The organism is Haliscomenobacter sp., assembly GCF_965225875.1.
Lineage (GTDB): Bacteria > Bacteroidota > Bacteroidia > Chitinophagales > Saprospiraceae > Haliscomenobacter.
The window spans coordinates 1,033,764-1,052,754 of sequence record NZ_CBDDBS010000003.1; the positions used below are offsets into that span (position 1 = coordinate 1,033,764).

Genomic DNA, 18,991 nt, shown 5'->3' on the forward strand with positions numbered 1-18,991 from the left:
TCCCTCATGCAACCATTTCCCCCTGTTTTTGTCCTTCCCACAAAACAGTCTAAAATATGAAACGGATTGCAACGAGATTTTTTTGCTTTTTTCTGCTAAGCCTGTCTTTGAGCGCTACTGCTTTTGGTTTTGAAAACACTCTCACCCCCACCCGCGCCTATTTGGGCGTCCATTTAGAAGAGATTTCCAAACAAAAAGCTGCGCTCCTGGGCGCGGATAATCCTTATGGCAGCTACATCACCCGGGTATTGCCGGGTTCAGCTGCTGAAAAGGCGGGCTTGAAGGCCCTCGACTACGTGGTAGGTGTCGATCAACACAAGGTGGATGACGACACTGAATTGAGCGACATCCTGGAGATTTACGACGCGGGCACCGAAGCCACCCTGCACATCTACCGCCAGGGCAAGCCTATGGATGTCAAAATTACTTTTGGTGAAAAAGTCAATGAAAAAGAAGAGAGTGAGGCTCGCCCTTTTTTAGGCCTCAGCCCCGCCGACGATGAGGAAGAAGACGAGGATGAAGCCACCGTGGGTGTAGCCGTAGAGGTTACGAATGAATCTGCCGCTGCCGAAATGGGCCTGCAAGATGGCGACGTCATCACGGCCATGAATGGCTACACCATGATCGATTGGACCGACATCAGCGCCATGATCCGCAGTATAAAACCCGGCGACGAAGTCAACCTTACCCTGCGCCGTAACGGCGAAACCCTCACCAAAACGGGGAAAATGGGTAAAAAACAAAACGACAGCTACACCGTAATCAATGGCGGCCGCAATGGCAACAATTTTGGCATTTCCTGGTCGGACAATGGCAACAACAATGGCAATTGGGCCAAAGCCGAAGTAATGGATGGCGCTTTCCTGGGCGTCAACCTCGGCTCCATGAGCAAAGAAAAAGCCAAAAAACTGGGCTTCAGTAATCTTTACGGTGCCTATGTATCCAGTGTGATTCCCAATTCTGCCGCAGCAAAAGCTGGCCTCCAAGCCTTTGACTACATCTACGGAATAGACGAATACCGGGTAGGTGAAGGCCAGTCTTTGAGTTTTATCCTGCGTAAATTTTCAGCCGGCCAAAAAGCCACTGTCTATTTCATTCGCAAAAATCAGGAGCGCAATGTCAGCGTTACTCTGGGTAGCCACGACGATGAGGACGAGGATAGCGACTGGCGCGATGAGTGTGAAAAACCCTTTTTGGGCGTACGCCAATCCCACGAAACCTACAACGAAAAAGGGGTTTTGGTGGACATCGTAGAAGGCTCCACCGCCAAAGAAATGGGAATGAAAGAAGGCGATGTAGTGGTGGCCATCAACGGTAACCCCATCATTGACTGGAGCGACATTAGCATGGCTCTGGGCCTGGTAAAAGCTGGCTCGACGGTCAGCGTGGATTACCTACGCGACGGCAAAAAAGTGAGCGCCAGCAAAGCCATCAAATCACTGTGTGATGCCCGCAAGAGCACCTCTTATTACTACAATTCTGACGACAAGGACAATGGCAACTGGGTGTTCAAAGGTTTAAGCCGTGGAGAAGGCAGTGCCAGCCCCCAGAGCACCCGCGTCAACCCTGCCAATGTCAAGGCCAGCATGCAAGACATGGATAAAGCAGATGCTGATAAGCTCAAATCACTTGGGGTCAACATGCCAGTGATCAACAACCTGCGTCTGGAAAAAATCAACCTGTATCCCAATCCAAGCAAGGGTATGTTCAAGTTGCAGTTTGATCTGCCTGAAAAAGGCCAAACCGAGGTCAAGGTATTCAACGCCGCAGGCCGTACCATTTACGAATACGAATTGGGCAATTTCAGTGGAGATTTTTCGGATGAAGTAGACATTTCCCAAAACGGCACCGGAACCTATTTCCTGCAAATCCGTCAGGGGGATAAATATGCTTCGAAGAAGATCATTTTACAATAATCGCCCAACGGCATCCATCCTAAAAAAAATCAATTTCATCGTTCCAAAAGAACGTTAGTAAGAAACATCCGACTCATTTTACGTAAACAAGGCGAGGTTTTTCTCTTTATCCTTCAAGCCACATCTTCATTGGTGTGGCTTTTTTTGTATTTTTCGGAGCGTTGTTTTTGAATTTTAACCATTCATTAGCACAAGCCATAACCAAAATTTATTCAAAGGATTCAGGTATGAAAAGATTATCCGTTAATTTACTCTGCATCGTCCTGTTGCTTGGAGGAATGTTGTACAGTCAGCAGGTCCAGGCCCAGGCCAAGAAAAAAACCACACCTGCTCCCACCACGGCAGCAGTTTCCAGCACTCCAGCCAAAACGGGCCTGGATGAAAAACTCTACAATTCTATCCAATGGCGCTCGATAGGCCCCTACCGCGGTGGTCGTTCCGCAACGGTAACGGGTGTCCCTGGCAAACCCAACCTTTTTTATTTCGGTAGTGTAGGTGGTGGCGTTTGGCGCACCAAAGACGGTGGCCAAACCTGGCAAAACATCTCCGACGGCTATTTTGGCGGCTCAATTGGTGCCGTAGCCGTTTCTGAATACGATAACAACATCATTTACGTAGGAGGCGGTGAAAAAACTGTCCGAGGCAACGTTTCCTACGGTTACGGCATGTGGAGAACCCAGGATGCTGGCAAAACCTGGCAGAAAATTGGCCTCGAAAAAGCCATGCACATCCCCCGCATCCGCATCCATCCCAAAAACCCTGATCTGGTGTATGCGGCGGTCCTGGGTGATTTGTACAAATCCAGTGATGAGCGGGGCGTATACCGCAGCAAAGATGGTGGGAAAACCTGGGAGCGCGTCCTGTTTGCCAATGCTGACGCAGGTGCTGTTGACCTCATCCTGGACCCCAACAACCCACGGGTAATCTACGCATCTACCTGGCGCATACGCCGCACGCCATATAGCCTGGACAGTGGCGGTGAGGGCTCTACGCTTTGGAAAAGTACCGACGGCGGCGACACCTGGACCAACCTGATGTCTAAAAAAGGTTTGCCCAAAGGCCCCCACGGCATCATTGGCGTTGCAGTATCGCCGGTGAACGCGGAGCGTGTTTGGGCCATTATCGAAGCCGCTGAAGGAGGCGTATTTCGTTCGGACGATGGTGGCAATACCTGGGCAAAAACCAACGAAGACCGCAACCTGCGTCAACGGGCCTGGTATTATACCCGCATCACTGCCGATACCAAGGATGAAAATGTGGTGTATGTTATGAACGTGAGTTACCACAAATCAACCGATGGCGGCCGTACTTTCAGCACTTCCAATGCACCGCATGGTGACCACCACGACCTTTGGATTGCTCCCGAAGACCCACAACGCATGATCATTGCCGACGATGGTGGTGCTCAGGTGTCTTTTGATGGCGGGGAAAACTGGAGTACTTACAATAACCAACCTACCGCGCAGTTTTACCGCGTAGTGACCGACAATTCTTTCCCCTACCGCATTTATGGGGCCCAGCAGGACAACTCAACCATTCGCATTGCCCATCGTACCGACGGCTCCTCGATTGGTGAGCGCGATTGGGAGCCTTCTGCTGGTGGTGAAAGTGCTCACCTTGCGGTTGACCCCTTGGACAATGACATTGTTTATGGTGGTAGCTACGGTGGTTTATTGACCCGTCAGAACCACCGCACCAAGCAGGAGCAAGCCATCAACGTATGGCCTGACAACCCAATGGGTGCCGGTGCCGAAGCCATGAAATACCGCTTCCAGTGGAACTATCCGATTTTCTTTTCCCCACATGACCCCAAAAAGCTCTATGTGGCTTCGGATCGTTTGCACGTGACCACCAATGGCGGGCAAAGCTGGGAAACCATCAGCCCCGACTTGACCCGCAACGACAAGAGTAAGCAAAAATCCTCCGGTGGCCCGATCACTCAGGACAATACCAGCGTGGAATACTATTGCACCGTTTTTGCAGCATGTGAATCTCCTTACGAAAAAGACCTGCTATGGACAGGTTCCGACGACGGCCTTTTGCATGTATCCCGCGATGGGGGCAAAAACTGGAGCAATGTAACGCCACCAAGTGCACCTGCCAATATCATGTTCAACAGCATCGACGCCGATCCTTTCAACAAAGGTGGGGTGTTTGTGGCGGGTACTTCGTACAAGTCCGGCGATTATAAGCCTTACTTGTTTTACTCCAAGGATTACGGAAAAACCTGGACCAAAATCACCAATGGTATTCCGGAGAATCATTTCACCCGGGTAGTCCGCGCTGATCCAAAACGGGCTGGCTTGTTGTACGCAGGAACTGAAACGGGCATGTACATTTCCTTTGACAATGGAGCCAACTGGCAGGCGTTCCAGTTGAACCTGCCCATTGTACCCATTACGGATTTGACCATCAAAAATGACAACCTGATTGCCGCTACCCAGGGACGCAGCTTCTGGATGATTGACGATTTGACTCCGCTTCATCAGTTGAGCGAACAAGTGGCCAATAGTGATTTCCACCTGTACCAACCGATTCCCAGCTACCGCATGGAAGGTGGACAGGCAAGAAATCTCACTACTGAAGGTACCAACCACCCCGGCGGCGTTACCTTCCACTACTACCTGAAGCAAAAGCCAGCTGATTCAGTAGAGGTGAAGTTGACGATCATGGAGCTCAATGGCACTGTGATTAAGGAATACTCTACCAAAGCCAAGGAGAACCCGGAGAAGTTGCCTGAACTAAAACAAGGCGGTAACACCTTCAACTGGAACATGCGTTACGCCGATGCAAAACGTTTTGAAGGCATGATTTTCTGGGCTGGGGGCACGACTGGCCCAAAGGCGGTTCCCGGACGTTACAAGGCCAAATTGAGTGTAGGTGGTAAGACGATGGAAACCGAGTTTGAAATCTTGAAAGATCCCCGCTCCGATGCTACCATGGAAGACATCCGCGAGCAATTCAACTTTCTGATTGGCATCCGCGATAAGGTAACTGAAGCGCATCAAACCATCCTGGATATCCGCAACATCCGCAAACAACTGACTCACTTTAAGGAATTGTGGAAAGAAAATCCCGCGATGAAACCTTTGATGGAAAAGGCAAATGACATCGACAAAGCGATTGGCGTAATTGAAAACGAATTGTACCAGACCAAAAACCGTAGTGGTCAGGATCCTCTCAACTACCCGATCAAACTTACGAATAAACTGGCCCACGTCGGATCTCTTTCCAGCCAGGGTGATTATGCACCGACCAAACAGGCGAAAGAAGTGAAGGAGGAAATGACTAAAAAGATTGACGATCAATTGGGCAAATTCCGTACGCTGCGCGACACCCAATTGCCTGAATTCAACCGCCAGGTGCGGGAGAAAGGGGTGGATGCGATTTTGTTGAAGGAGGAGAAGCTGAAGAGTTAAAAAGTATCTCCTACGGTGAATCTTTAGTGTCTTAGGTTTCTTAAGTGATGAAAAAAAACTGCGTGGCGGAATACTTTTTCACCACCTAAGAAACCTAAGACACTGAAGAAATCACCTCAGTCGAGGCATTTAAAAACCCCAAATTGGAATGCCTCGTGTTTATTTCTTCTTGTACCTATTCGTATTGCCTGTGCCTCCAATCTGCGAGAGTTCCAAATTGGTAGCCGTCAGGGAGACTAAGGAATAACACGCGTCGTCTTGAGCGGTAATTTTCAGACAAGCTCCTGCGCCCGCTGGGCCACAATCTTCGGGGCATTTGGCGTAGTACAAACATATCGCTGAGCTGACCTCTTTCCCATCGTACACGTCGATGTATTTGCCATCCATAATTTTGACCACCGACTTGGGATCATCCAGTGACTGCCAGGTACCTTGCAGCATTTTCACCTTTTTAGCATCCGCTGCGGACAGGAATGGATCATCAAAACTTGTGCGCCGATAAACGCCATCAGCCTTTACCCCATTGCCAAAGCCACAGGTTGCAGGATCACCTTCCAGTGTAGTGATTTCTACAGCTTCAGCAAAATTGAAACTCAGCTTGCAAGTGCCACCAAATTCATCGGTAGAGAAATCGGCAGTACTGCCAAGGATGTTCGCAACACCTTCCATCATTCCTTGGTTGTGAGCTGGTTTTCCACCCACCACCGTCAATTTGAATTTGAACTGATCGGCTGAAATCTGGCTCACCAGCAATTCCCCACTACCTCCATCATTTGGCAACTCAAATTCATAGGTTCCACTAAAAGGCTCTGAAGCAGGTTCTACCACATCGTCTTCCAGTTCCGAGGCGATGGCCAATTGACCAATTTCATCCACAACAAATTTGGCCATTTCGGCAAATTTGGCATTCTCTTGGTAAGGCTTTGCTGCTTCGACGATTTGTTGTTGCAGGTCAAAACGCTCTTCAGTGCTTGCAAAATTGGAATTGAGCAAAACGCTGTCCCGCAAAATGTAGAGCCAACCCACTACGTGATCGGTTCCCTGTTCGTCACTTTCATTGAAGCGGGTTAAGATGGCTTCCGGATTTTCCAAAAAAGCATCTTTGACAGCCAGTACTTCTTCTACACAGTTCGTGCCACCACAAGCGGTGAAAGCGTCCCATGCGTCGGTTCCTTTGGGGTTACAGGCAAAAATTGAAATCATCAGGACGAGGCTCCACAGAGCCCTTGAAATTACGTTGTGCATAAAATATTGGTTTTGTGTAAAAAAATGTAGTTTACTCAATTGGGGACGCGTTTACAAATGTAAACTTTCCCCAATGTTTTTTTCATGATCTTTTTATGATTTTCCTTGTTACACCTGTTATCTTTTCACCAAAATCCAAAGCCATGCCCTTCAGCAAATTCATTTTGAGCTATTTACTCACCACGGTCGTTTTTTTCATCATCGATATGACCTGGCTGGGCTTCATTGCCAAGGGCATTTATGCACGTTACTTGGGTGGTTTTTTGAGTGATCAAATCAACTGGACGGCGGCTATCGTTTTTTACCTGCTGTTCATTGTGGGCATTTTTCTATTTGTAATTTTTCCAGCGCTGGAAAAACAATCTTGGCAGCATGCCCTGTTGTACGGCGCCTTGTTTGGGTTCTTCACCTACGCCACTTATGATCTGACCAATTTGGCTACGCTCAAAGGCTGGCCGCTGAATATTGTGTTCATCGACATCGTTTGGGGCATGGTGCTTACAGGTTCGGTGAGTGTTTCTGGGTATTTCATCGCCAATTATTTCAAATAGCTATGGCTGGGGTATTGCTGCAAATTGGGTTGTTGATCTGGGTTTATGCCACTTTGTGGTTCATCGTCTCCTTGTTGGCCCGGCGCAATGATGTAGCTGATATTGCCTGGGGGTTAGGTTATGTGGTCGTTTGTATCTACCTGTTTCAAACGCAAGTAAAAGCCAGTGTTCCTCTTCTGGTGTACACCTTGGTTGGCATTTGGGCCTTGCGTCTGTCTACCCACATTTTTTTGCGCAACCGCGGCAAAGGTGAAGACTTTCGTTATCGGCAGTGGCGCGAAGAATGGGGGAAAACTTTTTACTGGCGCTCTTACCTACAAGTTTATCTATTACAAGGCTTTTTGTTGTGGGTCGTTGCTTTACCAATTGTAGTTGGGGGTATTTCGGCGGCGCAGGAATGGACGATTTGTACTTATCTGGGCATTTTGCTCTGGGGGATTGGTTTTTTCTTTCAGGCGGTTGGAGATTACCAATTGACCCAATTTGTCAAAAATCGCAAGCACAAGGAGGAAGTGCTGCAAACTGGCTTGTGGCGCTACAGTCGCCATCCCAACTATTTCGGAGAGATTGCAATGTGGTGGGGCATTTTTGTCATAGTCCTTCCCCTACCCTATGCCTGGCTTGGCATGATTGGGCCATTGACGATTACGCTGTTATTGGTCTTTGTATCGGGAGTGCCAATGCTGGAAAAGCGGTATGTGGGAAATGCGGAATATGCGGAGTACCAGAAACGGACGAGTATGTTGGTGCCGTGGTGGCCGAAATCCCGTTAATTTTCTACTTTATCCACCAAAAAACCCGGCAAATCCCGAATCAACGGCCCTGCCGTACTGGCATTCGTAAACACCACGTAACCCATTTTTGGCTCTTTGTACACTTCAAAATTGCAATTGAAATCCCCATTGCTTCCCTGGTGACCAAAAGCCAATCCATAGGGCGATTCATGCACAAATAAGCTCAAGCCCAGATGAGACTTGTACCTGGGTTTTTCCTTTTCTTCCCAAGGAAAACTCGACTGTACACTCAGCATTTCCGTATAGGTTTCCGGTTTTAACCCACGCTGTTCCAGCAAGGCCAACATAAAACGGGAAAAAGCCCTGGCTTCTGTGTACATGCTGTAGGCCATCCCCGGCTGGCTTGGGATTTCATCAGTACTGATGCGTTTTTTAAAATGCCCGGCGGCAGCGAGTTTGACCAAAGTATCATTTTTGGAAAAATAAGTGTGGTACAAACCCAGCGGCTGAATGACTTCTTCCCTTAAAACCTGCTCCACTCCTTTCCCCGTGATCTTTTCTACCACTCGTTTCAGGTATTCAAAACCTTCCCCGGAATAGCTGTATTCCGTGCCGGGGGTAAATTTTAGATCCAGTTTGCCATCCTTGTTTTGCTGCCGCCAGTTGGGGAAGCCTGTCCGGTGGCACAACACGTGGCGCGCCGTCATCAATTTGTAGCGCTCATCGTAGGCAATGTCCTTGTTTGGCAAGTATTCGTACAAGGGTTTATCCAGATCGATTAAACCTTTTTCCATCAGGCGCAATACCGCAAAGGCAAAAACGGGTTTGGTAATGGAGGCAGCTTCAAAAAGGGTGTTCTCGTCTACGGGCACTTGGGTGGCTGTATTGCGCACCCCGTAGGTTTGAGCGTAGGCCAGCTTCCCATCTTTGATCAGGGCCAGAGATACGCCGGGGATGTGGTACCGTTTTTGGTAGGATTCGATAAAACGGTCGATTTCAGGTGCCTTGTTTTCGTCAAAATTGGGCAGAAAGCCCAGCTTTTCCGGCTTTTTCGGCTCCTTTAAATTCAAGCTGTAAATACCATACACACTTACCGCCAGAATAGATAAAATACTCACCCAAAATACCAGGTCAAAGCGCCAGGAGGAATCAAATTTGCCAGTTGCCGTGCCATAACGAAAATACAAAGTCGCATAAAGGACCAGCAGCAATAAAATCGAACCTGCTATGCCCCCGCTCAAAACCATAAACAGCGGCAATTTGATGCTCAAAAACAGGAAGGCCCAAATCAGCGGAACCACCCAAGACAGGATACCAATGCTGCGCTGGCGTTGTTTAAGGTCAAAAAAATCCATCCAGCCGAAATGGCTGAAGATGTCGCTGAACAAGCGACCCCAGACCGCCAATCCAGCAAATAAGGTGGAATACAGGACAAAAAACGCCCCAACCATAAAGAAAATCCTGGCCCAAGGCCCTAAACTCTCGGTAAAAATACCGGAAAGCACTTCCAGCAACTGATATCCCTCCGGAACTTCCTGCCGGGCATGCAATACCGCTGCCCCCAACAAGTAAAAAACCGCTGTTACTGCCGTATACACCACCATACTACACACCGCATCTGCCTGCATGACTTTGATCCAGCCGCGGGCACGTTCAGCCCAGGCCTCAGTGCCATCGTTTGGGCCAGTATGCCGGGCATAGCCTTTTTCAAGGCACCAGTAATTGTAATAGATGATTTCTTCGCCGCCAATCCCGGTGATGCCAAAAGCGCCAAAGGCATAGATCACCGCCGAGCTTGGCAATGAAAAGCTCAGCCCCGTACCCAATTGCGCCCATTCCATAGCATAAGGGGTGTATTGTAAAAAGATCAAAGCAGCGATGGCAAAAAGTGTAAACCCGGTTATGAGCAACAAACAAGTTTTTTCCACGACATTGTAATAGCCTCGAAACACCAAAACGGAGGTCAATGGCGCCATGAGTAAAGCCCACATGGCTACCGACAACTGTGGCAGCATCATGTTCAGTACCAAAGCCACGCCCCCAATGATACCACCCATCTGGATGAACTTGATGAGCATGATCAAAAAATACAAGGCAACTGTCCAACGGGCTTTGCCGATGCGTGGACCCGGCAAGTCATCGAGGGTTTGCATGGCGGTTTTCCCGGTGAGGATGGTGTGTTTGGCAAATTGCACTTGTACGGCTACCTTAACCAAACAACTGACCAGAATGACCCAAAAGGCTACAAAACCAGCTTTGGCCCCCAGTGCGGTGGTCGCAATCAATTCGCCGGAGCCGACAATCGCGGCAGAAAGCACGAAGCCGGGGCCCAGGTGTTGCAAGCGGTGCCAAAAGGTCACCGGAGGCGCTAGAACGGCGTCGGCGCGGAGTACATATGGATCTGACATGGTTTAAAAATAATAAAAGCTCCCGCCTTTTCAAAAATGCTTTCTATGTTTGCAAAAAAATAGCTACAAAAAACGTAACTATTTAGCAGCCGCCTGCGGCGGGATTTTTCACCACGAAGACACAAAGACGCGAAGACACAACATTTTAGCGCTTAATGTCTTTGTGCCTTAGTGTCTTCGTGTCTTTGTGGTATAAAATAAAAAACCGCCGCAGGCGGCCGCTAAATAGTTACAAAAAACTCTGATTCATGCAACAATGGTCTACTCCTCCCCCTATGCAGATTGATCCTGCAAAATCCTATACGGCAACCATCAGCACCGACAAAGGCGACATTGTGATCCAATTGTTTCCTGAGTTCGCGCCCAATACGGTCAACAACTTTGTCTTTTTGGCCAAAGAAGGTTATTACAATGGCATTACCTTTCACCGGGTGATCAGCAATTTTATGGTCCAGGGTGGTGATCCTTCCGGTACAGGCCGTGGCGGCCCCGGTTACCGTTTTGCTGATGAATTTGCGGGCAATCCCCTGACTCACGGTACGGGTGCCCTGTCGATGGCCAATGCAGGTCCAGCTACCAATGGCAGCCAGTTTTTCATCACGCACGCCCCTCAGCCTCACTTGAATGGGAAGCACACCGTGTTTGGCCAGGTAAAAACGGGCCAGGATGTGGTGGATGCCATCCGGCAAGGCGATGTGATGGTAACAGTAACGATCACAGAGGAATAAGGGGGAATGACGAATGATGAATGGGGGCATTGCTCTTCAACATTCAAGAGCAATGCCCCCATTCGTCATTCGTCACTCGAATTATTCGTCATTTTTTCCTTCGTAGTAGTCTCTCTTCAATTTCCTCCCGATACGCCGCAGCCAGCGGAATGCAGTGTTTGCCCAAGGTCAATTGATGTTTTTCTATTTTTTGCACTGCGGCTAAGGACACAATGTAGGACTTGTGCACCCGCACAAATCGCTCCGGGGGCAATTGCTGCAACATTTCCTGGACTGTCATGCGGGTGGTGATGCGGCGTTGGCCTTCATGGATGAACAACAAGTTCGTATCCGATTGGATGAACAGTACATCATCCAGATTGACCCGCACCCAATCGTATCCTTCTTTGACAAAAATACTCCCTTCTTCTTCGTTGGTTTTGCGGCCAGTTTGTTCCAGCGCCCGTTGGCAGGCTTGTAAAAATCGGGCAAAATCGAAGGGTTTGAGCAAGTAGTCCAATGCTTTTAATTCAAAACCTTCCAAAGCGTATTCTGCGTGTGCCGTAGTAAAAATGATGGCGTTTTTTTGGAGCTGAATCAGGCGGGCGAAATCGGTGCCAAGCATATCTGGCATCTGAATATCCAGGAAAATCAATTGAATCGGCTCAGCATGCAGATAAGCCAAGGCTTCGGCAGTGCTGTAGAAGACCTTTTTGAGTTGAATAAAAGGCACCTTGGAGGCATAGCGCTCTAGTACTTCTAGTGCAGAAGGTTCGTCGTCGATGGCTATGGCGTTGATGTAAAAACTTGACATGATTTTGGGTTTATTGCAGGGCAGGTGTAGGGCAACTGCAAGGGTTGCCCCTACAGATCGATTTTTAATGCCACTTCAAAAATTTGATCACTTTCCTTTATTTGCAATTGGTGTCGCTGTGGGTACAACAACTGCAGTCTTTCCCGGCTGTTGCGGATGCCTGTGCCTAAGCCACTTTTGGATTCAGGACTAGGGGCGATGCTATTGCGCAGCAGCATTGACAAGTTTTGTCCATTGACAAGTAGTTTCAGGTGAACAAAACAAGCTTCATTCAAACTGATGCCGTATTGAAAGGCATTTTCGATAAAGGGGATCATGAGCAAGGGGGCAATTTTCGCTCCTTCCCCTTGCTTGCTGATGTCAATCTGGATGTCCAGGTTGTTTGTTTTAGGCAAACGTAGACGCTGAAATTGGATGTAGCGCTCTAAAAAAGCCAGTTCATTTTCCAGGCTCGTATACTCCGCTGCCGCCTCTTGAATGCTGAATCGCAAGAGTTGAGAAAGCTCAAAAATCAACTTCGCAGTTGCTTCATCCTCGTGCTTTTGCGCCGAGTTGTAGATAACGTTCATCGTATTGAACAAAAAATGGGGCTTGATTTGAGCTTTCAACACATTCAATTCAGCTATTGTTTTGTCCTTCAACAAGGCCAACTGAGCCCGTTTGGTGCGAAAATAATCGGCGGAATAGGCATAGGCCACTACAAAGGCGGTGAGTAAAATGGTGGACAACACGTTTTCATCCGCAAATTCAGGTTCGTAATCAGTCCGCCATTCCAGCCAGGCAAAACACAGTAGGGCAAACATTCCAATCCAGACCCAATACCAATTTTTAAAGCGAGAATCGGCTACGGCAAAACGCAAAAAGATGAAGCGAAAATTCAGTAGTGCCAATCCCCATACCAACAACAACTCCAGCAAAACCCCTCCGAAGTAGCGCAACAAACGGCCAATTTCCTCCATATCGCCGCCCAGATTCACGATGTACACTTGTAAAAAGCGCCAAACCAAATAAGCAACTACTGCCCCTACCAAAAGCAAAGGCAGTACATTGCTACTGAGTATTAATCTGGTTGTTTGACTTTTTGGACCTTGCGGCATTTTTTCATTTCTTTTGTAGCGGTTTCCGATCCTACACTTTGCATCACCAGGTAACGATCCCAAAAATCGACCTCTTCGTATGCTTTGATGTAATAGACTTTTCCTGCTTCGGTTTGGAGTGAAAATACTCGTTTGCTACCCCGATAAATATACGATTCTACATTCGTTTTTCCAGGAGTCACCTGAATTTCAAGGTAGGCATTGGCTGGCAATGAGGCTACCAATTTATCATTGACCCTAATCTCGTGTGCATTTCCCAAGAATTCCCGCTCCCGATAAAGGATCAGCGTGGCTTTTTCGAGGTTCTCACTACTGGCCAAAGTGAGCAGAACCCCCACAATACATACTAGGCGGCCCATGATCAGTAATTTTTGGATAAGGAAATGAGGTATTGAAAGTACACCATGTCAAGTTGATCCTTAGGTGCGCCCAATAGGTTAAAAGATTGGGATTTCCATTGGTAATCTGTAAAACCTCTGCGGTAGCCAATGCGAAAACAGTTGCCTACTGAAACGGGTTTCTTTTCCCGATTGCTCAAAGAAACGGTTACATCAAAAGCTCCACCTTTGTTTGAAATGATTGGTGTAGTCAAAAATGAGGTGGTGAACAAATCCTGAAACCCTACTTGTCGATTGGGCTCATCTTGAACAAGAATGAAGCTGTACTCGTACAAAGAGGCGCCTGCCCCCACATTTAAGCGGAAATTTCGACTTTTGAATACCGAACGCTCTGCGAACAAAGAGATGGTGACCATTTTGGGGTTAAAAGCATCTCCTAACGACACCGGTAGCGTCACATTCGTACTGAAAGCCCAATCCTGAAATCGCACTCCCGCTTCAAATGGAATACTCCCCGTGAAGCGGGATTCGCTGGCAAAATCTTTGGTTTTTAATACCTGTTGCATGTTACTCAACCATATTGAATTTAAATTGACACTATACAGGAAGGCCGTACTGCGCAGGTAAACACTTTTTTTAAAAACTGGAATGGATTGGCTCATGGTATCCGTTTGGGCAAAAGACGGGGCCAGGACAATAAGCAAAGCCCCAATCAGTAAACAAGTTTGTTTCATGTCCTTATTTTTTGATGATGATTCAAAAGTAAAGGCATTGGAGTCGTATAAAAAATCAGTGTGTTTTGTGGGGTATTCCGCGTGGGGAAGTGGCCGATTGGCGTGTTTAGAGAAAGATAAGATTTGCCCATAGCCTAAATCTTCTTAAATTTGCCAACCTTAGAAACTATCCTCCAACAAAAGAAATCCAATGTCAGAAACACCATTCCGCCTCGAACCCTTTCGCGACGATGAAATAGAAGCTGCTATTGCCGAGCTGTTTAGTTATCCGGCCTTTACCGAAGGTATGAAGCTGTTTTTGCCGGAGGCCTTGTTGCAGCAGGTTATGCACATGAAAGACCAGGTGCACACCGCTGCCGATTTTCAAACCAAAATTGTGGCGCCTTTTCTCAAGGTGATTGAAAAAATCAGCATCAAAGAACTGAGTGCCAGTGGTTTTGAGCACCTGGATCCCAGTGAGCGCTACCTGTTCATTTCTAACCACCGCGACATTGTACTGGATTCGGCTTTTTTGAACATCGTCTTGTTCGAGCACGGATTTGATACCAGTCAGATTGCCATCGGTGACAACCTGATGATGCACCGGATTTCAGAGCTGTTGTTTCGCATCAATAAAAGCTTTGTTGTCCGTAGAACTGGAACGGCCCGGGAGTTGTACAGTTCTTCCCTACAAATGTCTGCGTACATCCACAAACTCATTACGGAGAAGATCGACTCCGTATGGATTGCCCAGCGGGAAGGCCGCGCCAAGGATGGCAACGACCGCACTCAGGTGGGTTTGTTGACCATGTTGAGTTTGAGTGGAAAAAAAGACCTCCAACAGCATTTCCAAAACCTCAACATCATTCCCGTCGCCATCTCCTACGAATATGACCCTTGTGGCTTGCTCAAAACCCAGGAATACCTGAACAAACGGGCCGATCCTGAATTCAAAAAATCTTTCAAACAGGATGTGGATTACATGCTCCTAGGCATAAAAGGGCAAAAAGGCCGGGTGCATTTTCATTTCGGAGAACTGCTCAATGATCAGTTGGAAGCACTGGCGGAGGCTGACAACAGTAAAAAGCAGTTGGAAATGTTGGCAGAAATGATCGATCAGTCAATTCACCAAAATTATCACTTGTGGCCGGTGAATTACATTGCCTACGATTTATTGCACAATTCCAACACCTACAATACGCACTACACCGAGCAGGAACTGGAATGGCACTGTCGCTTTTTTGAGGATCAGGTCAAACAACTCCAACAGGATAGTGACGACGCTGGCTACACCTATTTGTTGACCATGTATGCCAATCCACTGATCAACGCGAATAGTTACCAGCAGTAGGGTCTGAAACGCAATTTTTTTCGCTGATTTTAAGTTTATTAGTTGGTTCCACACACTCAACTAGTAAACTTATACCCGGTGACCGAAAACCAGCCACAACTCCATCAATTGCTCGCCAAATTGGAGCAACTTTTGCAAAAGCAGGATAGTTTTGCAAGGGAAATTGAGGCATTGCGCCAGGAGATTGAAGTACTGAAAAAAGAAAGCAAGGTCAAAACTGCAAATGTTCAAGTTTCGAAGGCCCCAATCTCGCCACCGATCCTTAAAGAATCAAGCCAAGCAATTGCTGAACAGATTCCTGCTTCCACAGCTCAGGCTAACCCTTCCTACGACAATAAGCTAGAATCATTTATTGGTGAAAATTTGATCAGTAAAATTGGGATCATCGTCCTGGTTTTAGGCGTGGCCATTGGGGTCAAGTATGTGATTGACCACAATTTGATTAGCCCCCTCGTTCGAATCTCCCTTGGATATTCCGTTGGGTTTGTGCTCCTGGTGTTGACCCATCGATTGAAATCGCATTACCTGGAATACAGTGTTGCTTTGCTAAGTGGGGCCGTGAGTATCTTGTATTTTACCACTTTTGCAGCCCACCTTTTTTATCATTTTTACTCATTTGGTCTTTGTTTCGGGCTGATGCTGGCCACTACTATTTTTACGGTTTTGGCGGCTATGTATTTCAATCGATCTTTTGTGGCTTTCCTGGGCTTGATTGGCGCTTATGTTTTACCCTATCTATTGTACATCAACCCCAAAGAAATAGACCTCTTGTTTCCATACCTCAGCCTGGTCAACCTAGGAATATTGCTCATTGCCCTTTCTCGCAACTGGAAATTCCTTAATGTAGTTGCCTTTATCTGGACCTGGATCATTTTTTTTGGTTGGTACATAACCCTTTACAAACCTGTTTCTCAATTTATAAGCAGTTGGATTTATCTAAGTGTCTTTTTTGGTATTTTTTACGGCATTTTTTTAGCCTACAAACTGAATAAGTTGGAGCCATTAAAAACTGGTGATGTGGTTTTGATCAGCATCAACGCCCTATTGTTTTGTTTTTTTGGCATTCGGATATCCGTTGTACAATTTGATCACCATGATTTTTCCGGTTTGATTGCAAGCCTCAGCGCCGGGATTCATTTTTTGATGGCTTATCTGGTGTCCCAACAGGGCAAGGCCGATCCCAAAATCGTACGTTTTTTGAGCGTGCTTGGTTGGAGTTTTTTGACCCTGGCGATTCCCTTGCAATTTGACGGGGTTTGGGTAACGGTTTTCTGGGGACTTGAAGCAGGTTTAATGTTTGTTTGGGGGAGGCTCCGCAGCATTCCCCTCATTGAAATTTTATCTTTTTTTGTATTGGGCCTGGCAGGTATCCAGATTGGTGACTCCTGGGTGTCCTACCTGTACAGTTATCCGATAAACCCGGTTCGTTTTTTCAATGCCGATTTTTTGAGCAGCATTTTTTTTGCTGGTGTTTTGGGGGCTATCAATTATGTTCATCAGCGCTTTTTAATCCGCAGCCCCTGGATCCGTCATGAAGAGCAAAACCACTTGTTGCGCTTTTCCCTCGGTACTGCCTTGGTAAAAGTCCTTTATTTTACTTTCTTCTGTGAAATATCTGCTTACTGGATTCATGTTTATGGCCAATTTGCTGAACCTGGCCAGCTTTGGAGCAAACTTTATTTTCAGGAGGATATCGACTCTTTTCGCTGGATTTGGTTGATCAATTACACCCTATTGTTCCTATCGATTTTGGCTGTTCTGAACTGGTTTTGGATCAAAAGCAAGGAATTAGGGGTAGTGAGCCTGGGTTTGCAATTGGCCGCAATAGTGGTAGTTTTTATTTTGGGTTTCTATTTGCTAAATGGGTTTTACGCTACTTATTTGACGCAGCCGGATTATGTTTTGTACAATCGAATCCGATACCTGACCATCCTGTTTTTGCTGCTGATGCTGGGCACCGGGATTCCCTATTTGTGGCGGCAGGAATTGAGCAAAGATGTAAGGGTCACTTATGAGTTGGTGGTATATGCTTGTGTTTTATTCCTGGTCAGCAACGAAATTATGCTCATTGGAAGCAGCCTGGCTTATAAGTTGGGCCTAAGCCTGTGGTGGGGAGTATTTGCCCTGGGCTTGATTGTTTTGGGCATCTGGAAGCGGATTCCACATGCCCGAATCGCTGGAATATTTTTGTTCGGAGCTACGCTGTTTAAGTTGTTCATTTATGATATTGAACACCTGGCGACAATCCCCAAAACGATTATTTTCGTAGCGTTGGGGATGTTATTGCTTTTGGTGTCTTATTTGTACAATCGATATAAAGAGTGGTTAAACCCAGATATAGAACCTACAAACTTATCTCCTGGTCATCAAAAATCTTCCCATTCAGACAACGAATAATTCGCGCTGGGAAATTTTCCAGAATCCGGTAGTCGTGTGTTGCAAAAAGCACAGCGGCGTTGTTTTGTTTGGACAAATTCCGCATCAGCAAGAGGATTTCATCGGAAGTTTCCGGGTCGAGGTTTCCAGTAGGTTCGTCAGCGAGGATAATAGCAGGCGTGTTGAGCAAGGCGCGTGCAATCACCACGCGCTGTTGTTCTCCTCCAGAAAGTTGATGCGGCATTTTGCGCTCCTGGCCGACGAGACCAACCTGTTGCAAAACTGTCTCGATCCGCGCCTGAATTTCGGGCCGTTTGGTCCAACCCGTTGCTTTGAGGGTGAACAGCAGGTTGTCGAACACACTGCGGTCGTTGAGCAGGTTGAAATCCTGAAAGACGATGCCCAATTTGCGGCGCAATAAGGGGATGGTATTCCGATCCAGTTTAGCCAAATCATATCCGGCTACTTCGCCCAGTCCATGCGTAAGGGGCAGTGCGCCGTACAAGGTTTTGAGCAGACTTGATTTTCCACTCCCCGTTTTGCCAATCAGATAGGTGAACTCACCCGCGTTGATGCGCAGATTCACTCCGTTAAGCACTTCCTGGGTGCCTTGTTTGATGTTGACGTCTTGTAGCCTGACAATGATGTTGCTCATAGAGAACAAAGTTAACAGTCTTGTTGATATTTCCAATGTTCCGACCGGTAGAGACGCACGGCCGTACGTCTCTACAATTTAGAATCGTTCAATTTTACAAAAAGCCGACAAAGATCAAGACCTAAACTCAGATTTTGCTGTTTTAAAAATGAAAAAGCAAGGGAAAGCGAATTACCTTTGCCAAATTCTGACACAGGTATGCAACATCTCTGGTACAAGCTGCGTCAAAACAAGCACAACAGTTTTTTTTAACAGGATACATTATGAAGCGGATCTATCTCATCGCTGGCGTTATGGTGGCCATTGCCATCCTGCTGTTTGTTAACTCAGGCAAAGACATGACCACTTATGGTTCATTTGCCGATGCCAACAGCAGCACGAAAAAAATCAAAATTGTAGGGAAATTGGCCAAAGACAAACCCATGGTTTATGATCCTGCCAAAGATCCCAACCATTTCAGCTTTTTCATCAAAGACACCAATGGTGAAGAGCACAAAGTGGTGTTGTTGAAAGCCAAACCACAAGACTTCGAAATGTCGGAGCAAATTGTAGTAACTGGCCGGATGAAAGAAGGCGTTTTTGTCGCCACCGATTTATTGATGAAATGTCCTTCCAAATACAAGGACGAAGAAATTGCCATTAAGAGCAAACAGAACGGGTAAACAAG

Annotated in this window: 15 protein-coding genes; 8 read left to right on the forward strand and 7 right to left on the reverse strand. The window is 47.1% G+C overall.

Annotated elements, in window-relative coordinates:
- The first annotated feature begins 56 nt into the window (after window positions 1-56).
- Together ACO08K_RS24540 and ACO08K_RS24545 are read left to right on the forward strand one after the other, a co-directional pair.
- Entirely contained in the window at window positions 57-1,916 is a 1,860-nt protein-coding gene (locus ACO08K_RS24540; RefSeq protein WP_421799127.1) for a PDZ domain-containing protein, read from the forward strand.
- 227 nt (window positions 1,917-2,143) lie between these two features.
- The gene (locus ACO08K_RS24545; protein WP_421799128.1) at window positions 2,144-5,335 is read left to right on the forward strand and encodes a WD40/YVTN/BNR-like repeat-containing protein; all 3,192 of its coding nucleotides are present in this window, start codon (window positions 2,144-2,146) and stop codon (window positions 5,333-5,335) included.
- A gap of 159 nt (window positions 5,336-5,494) precedes the next feature.
- Here ACO08K_RS24545 and ACO08K_RS24550 read toward each other — a convergent pair whose 3' ends face one another.
- Window positions 5,495-6,580, reverse strand: coding sequence for a hypothetical protein (locus tag ACO08K_RS24550; RefSeq protein ID WP_421799129.1), 1,086 nt, complete (start codon window positions 6,578-6,580; stop codon window positions 5,495-5,497).
- Window positions 6,581-6,723: 143 nt separating this feature from the next.
- Between ACO08K_RS24550 and ACO08K_RS24555 the strand changes: the two genes are divergently transcribed.
- Together ACO08K_RS24555 and ACO08K_RS24560 are read left to right on the forward strand one after the other, a co-directional pair.
- Window positions 6,724-7,131, forward strand: a complete 408-nt coding sequence (locus ACO08K_RS24555; RefSeq protein WP_320031191.1) for a DUF2177 family protein — start codon at window positions 6,724-6,726, stop codon at window positions 7,129-7,131.
- Window positions 7,132-7,133: 2 nt separating this feature from the next.
- On the forward strand, window positions 7,134-7,904 hold the full coding sequence (locus tag ACO08K_RS24560) for a DUF1295 domain-containing protein (protein ID WP_421799130.1): 771 nt from the start codon (window positions 7,134-7,136) through the stop codon (window positions 7,902-7,904).
- Here the strand turns inward: ACO08K_RS24560 and ACO08K_RS24565 are convergent.
- Entirely contained in the window at window positions 7,901-10,273 is a 2,373-nt protein-coding gene (locus ACO08K_RS24565; protein ID WP_421799131.1) for an Nramp family divalent metal transporter, read from the reverse strand. The genes ACO08K_RS24560 and ACO08K_RS24565 overlap by 4 nt on opposite strands.
- 248 nt (window positions 10,274-10,521) lie before the next feature.
- Here ACO08K_RS24565 and ACO08K_RS24570 point away from each other — a divergent pair, with 248 nt between their 5' ends.
- The gene (locus ACO08K_RS24570) at window positions 10,522-11,001 is read left to right on the forward strand and encodes a peptidylprolyl isomerase (RefSeq protein ID WP_421799132.1); all 480 of its coding nucleotides are present in this window, start codon (window positions 10,522-10,524) and stop codon (window positions 10,999-11,001) included.
- Between the two features lie 88 nt (window positions 11,002-11,089).
- Here the strand turns inward: ACO08K_RS24570 and ACO08K_RS24575 are convergent, their stop codons facing one another.
- The 4 genes from ACO08K_RS24575 to ACO08K_RS24590 are packed head-to-tail and all read right to left on the reverse strand — an operon-like array spanning window position 11,090 to window position 13,963.
- A complete protein-coding gene (locus ACO08K_RS24575; RefSeq protein ID WP_421799133.1) occupies window positions 11,090-11,794 on the reverse strand; it encodes a LytR/AlgR family response regulator transcription factor in 705 nt (234 codons plus the stop codon).
- Between the two features lie 50 nt (window positions 11,795-11,844).
- Entirely contained in the window at window positions 11,845-12,891 is a 1,047-nt protein-coding gene (locus ACO08K_RS24580; RefSeq protein ID WP_421799134.1) for a sensor histidine kinase, read from the reverse strand.
- The gene (locus ACO08K_RS24585) at window positions 12,855-13,250 is read right to left on the reverse strand and encodes a DUF2846 domain-containing protein (protein ID WP_421799135.1); all 396 of its coding nucleotides are present in this window, start codon (window positions 13,248-13,250) and stop codon (window positions 12,855-12,857) included. Before ACO08K_RS24585 ends, ACO08K_RS24580 begins: the two co-directional genes overlap by 37 nt.
- Before the next feature lie 2 nt (window positions 13,251-13,252).
- Complete coding sequence (locus ACO08K_RS24590; protein ID WP_421799136.1) at window positions 13,253-13,963, reverse strand: hypothetical protein; 711 nt, start codon at window positions 13,961-13,963, stop codon at window positions 13,253-13,255.
- A gap of 190 nt (window positions 13,964-14,153) precedes the next feature.
- Between ACO08K_RS24590 and ACO08K_RS24595 the strand changes: the two genes are divergently transcribed.
- Window positions 14,154-15,293 carry a glycerol acyltransferase gene (locus tag ACO08K_RS24595; protein WP_421799137.1) on the forward strand — a complete coding sequence of 380 codons (1,140 nt, stop codon included), beginning with the start codon at window positions 14,154-14,156 and terminating at the stop codon, window positions 15,291-15,293.
- Window positions 15,294-15,371: 78 nt separating this feature from the next.
- Entirely contained in the window at window positions 15,372-17,690 is a 2,319-nt protein-coding gene (locus ACO08K_RS24600; RefSeq protein WP_421799138.1) for a DUF2339 domain-containing protein, read from the forward strand.
- Here ACO08K_RS24600 and ACO08K_RS24605 read toward each other — a convergent pair.
- Entirely contained in the window at window positions 17,638-18,324 is a 687-nt protein-coding gene (locus ACO08K_RS24605) for a cell division ATP-binding protein FtsE (protein WP_421799139.1), read from the reverse strand. The two genes, ACO08K_RS24600 and ACO08K_RS24605, sit on opposite strands and share 53 nt — an antisense overlap.
- A 263-nt stretch (window positions 18,325-18,587) precedes the next feature.
- Here ACO08K_RS24605 and ACO08K_RS24610 point away from each other — a divergent pair, with 263 nt between their 5' ends.
- Window positions 18,588-18,986: a cytochrome c maturation protein CcmE gene (locus ACO08K_RS24610; RefSeq protein WP_421799140.1), complete on the forward strand. Its 399-nt coding sequence runs from the start codon at window positions 18,588-18,590 to the stop codon at window positions 18,984-18,986.
- The last annotated feature ends 5 nt before the right edge of the window (window positions 18,987-18,991 follow it).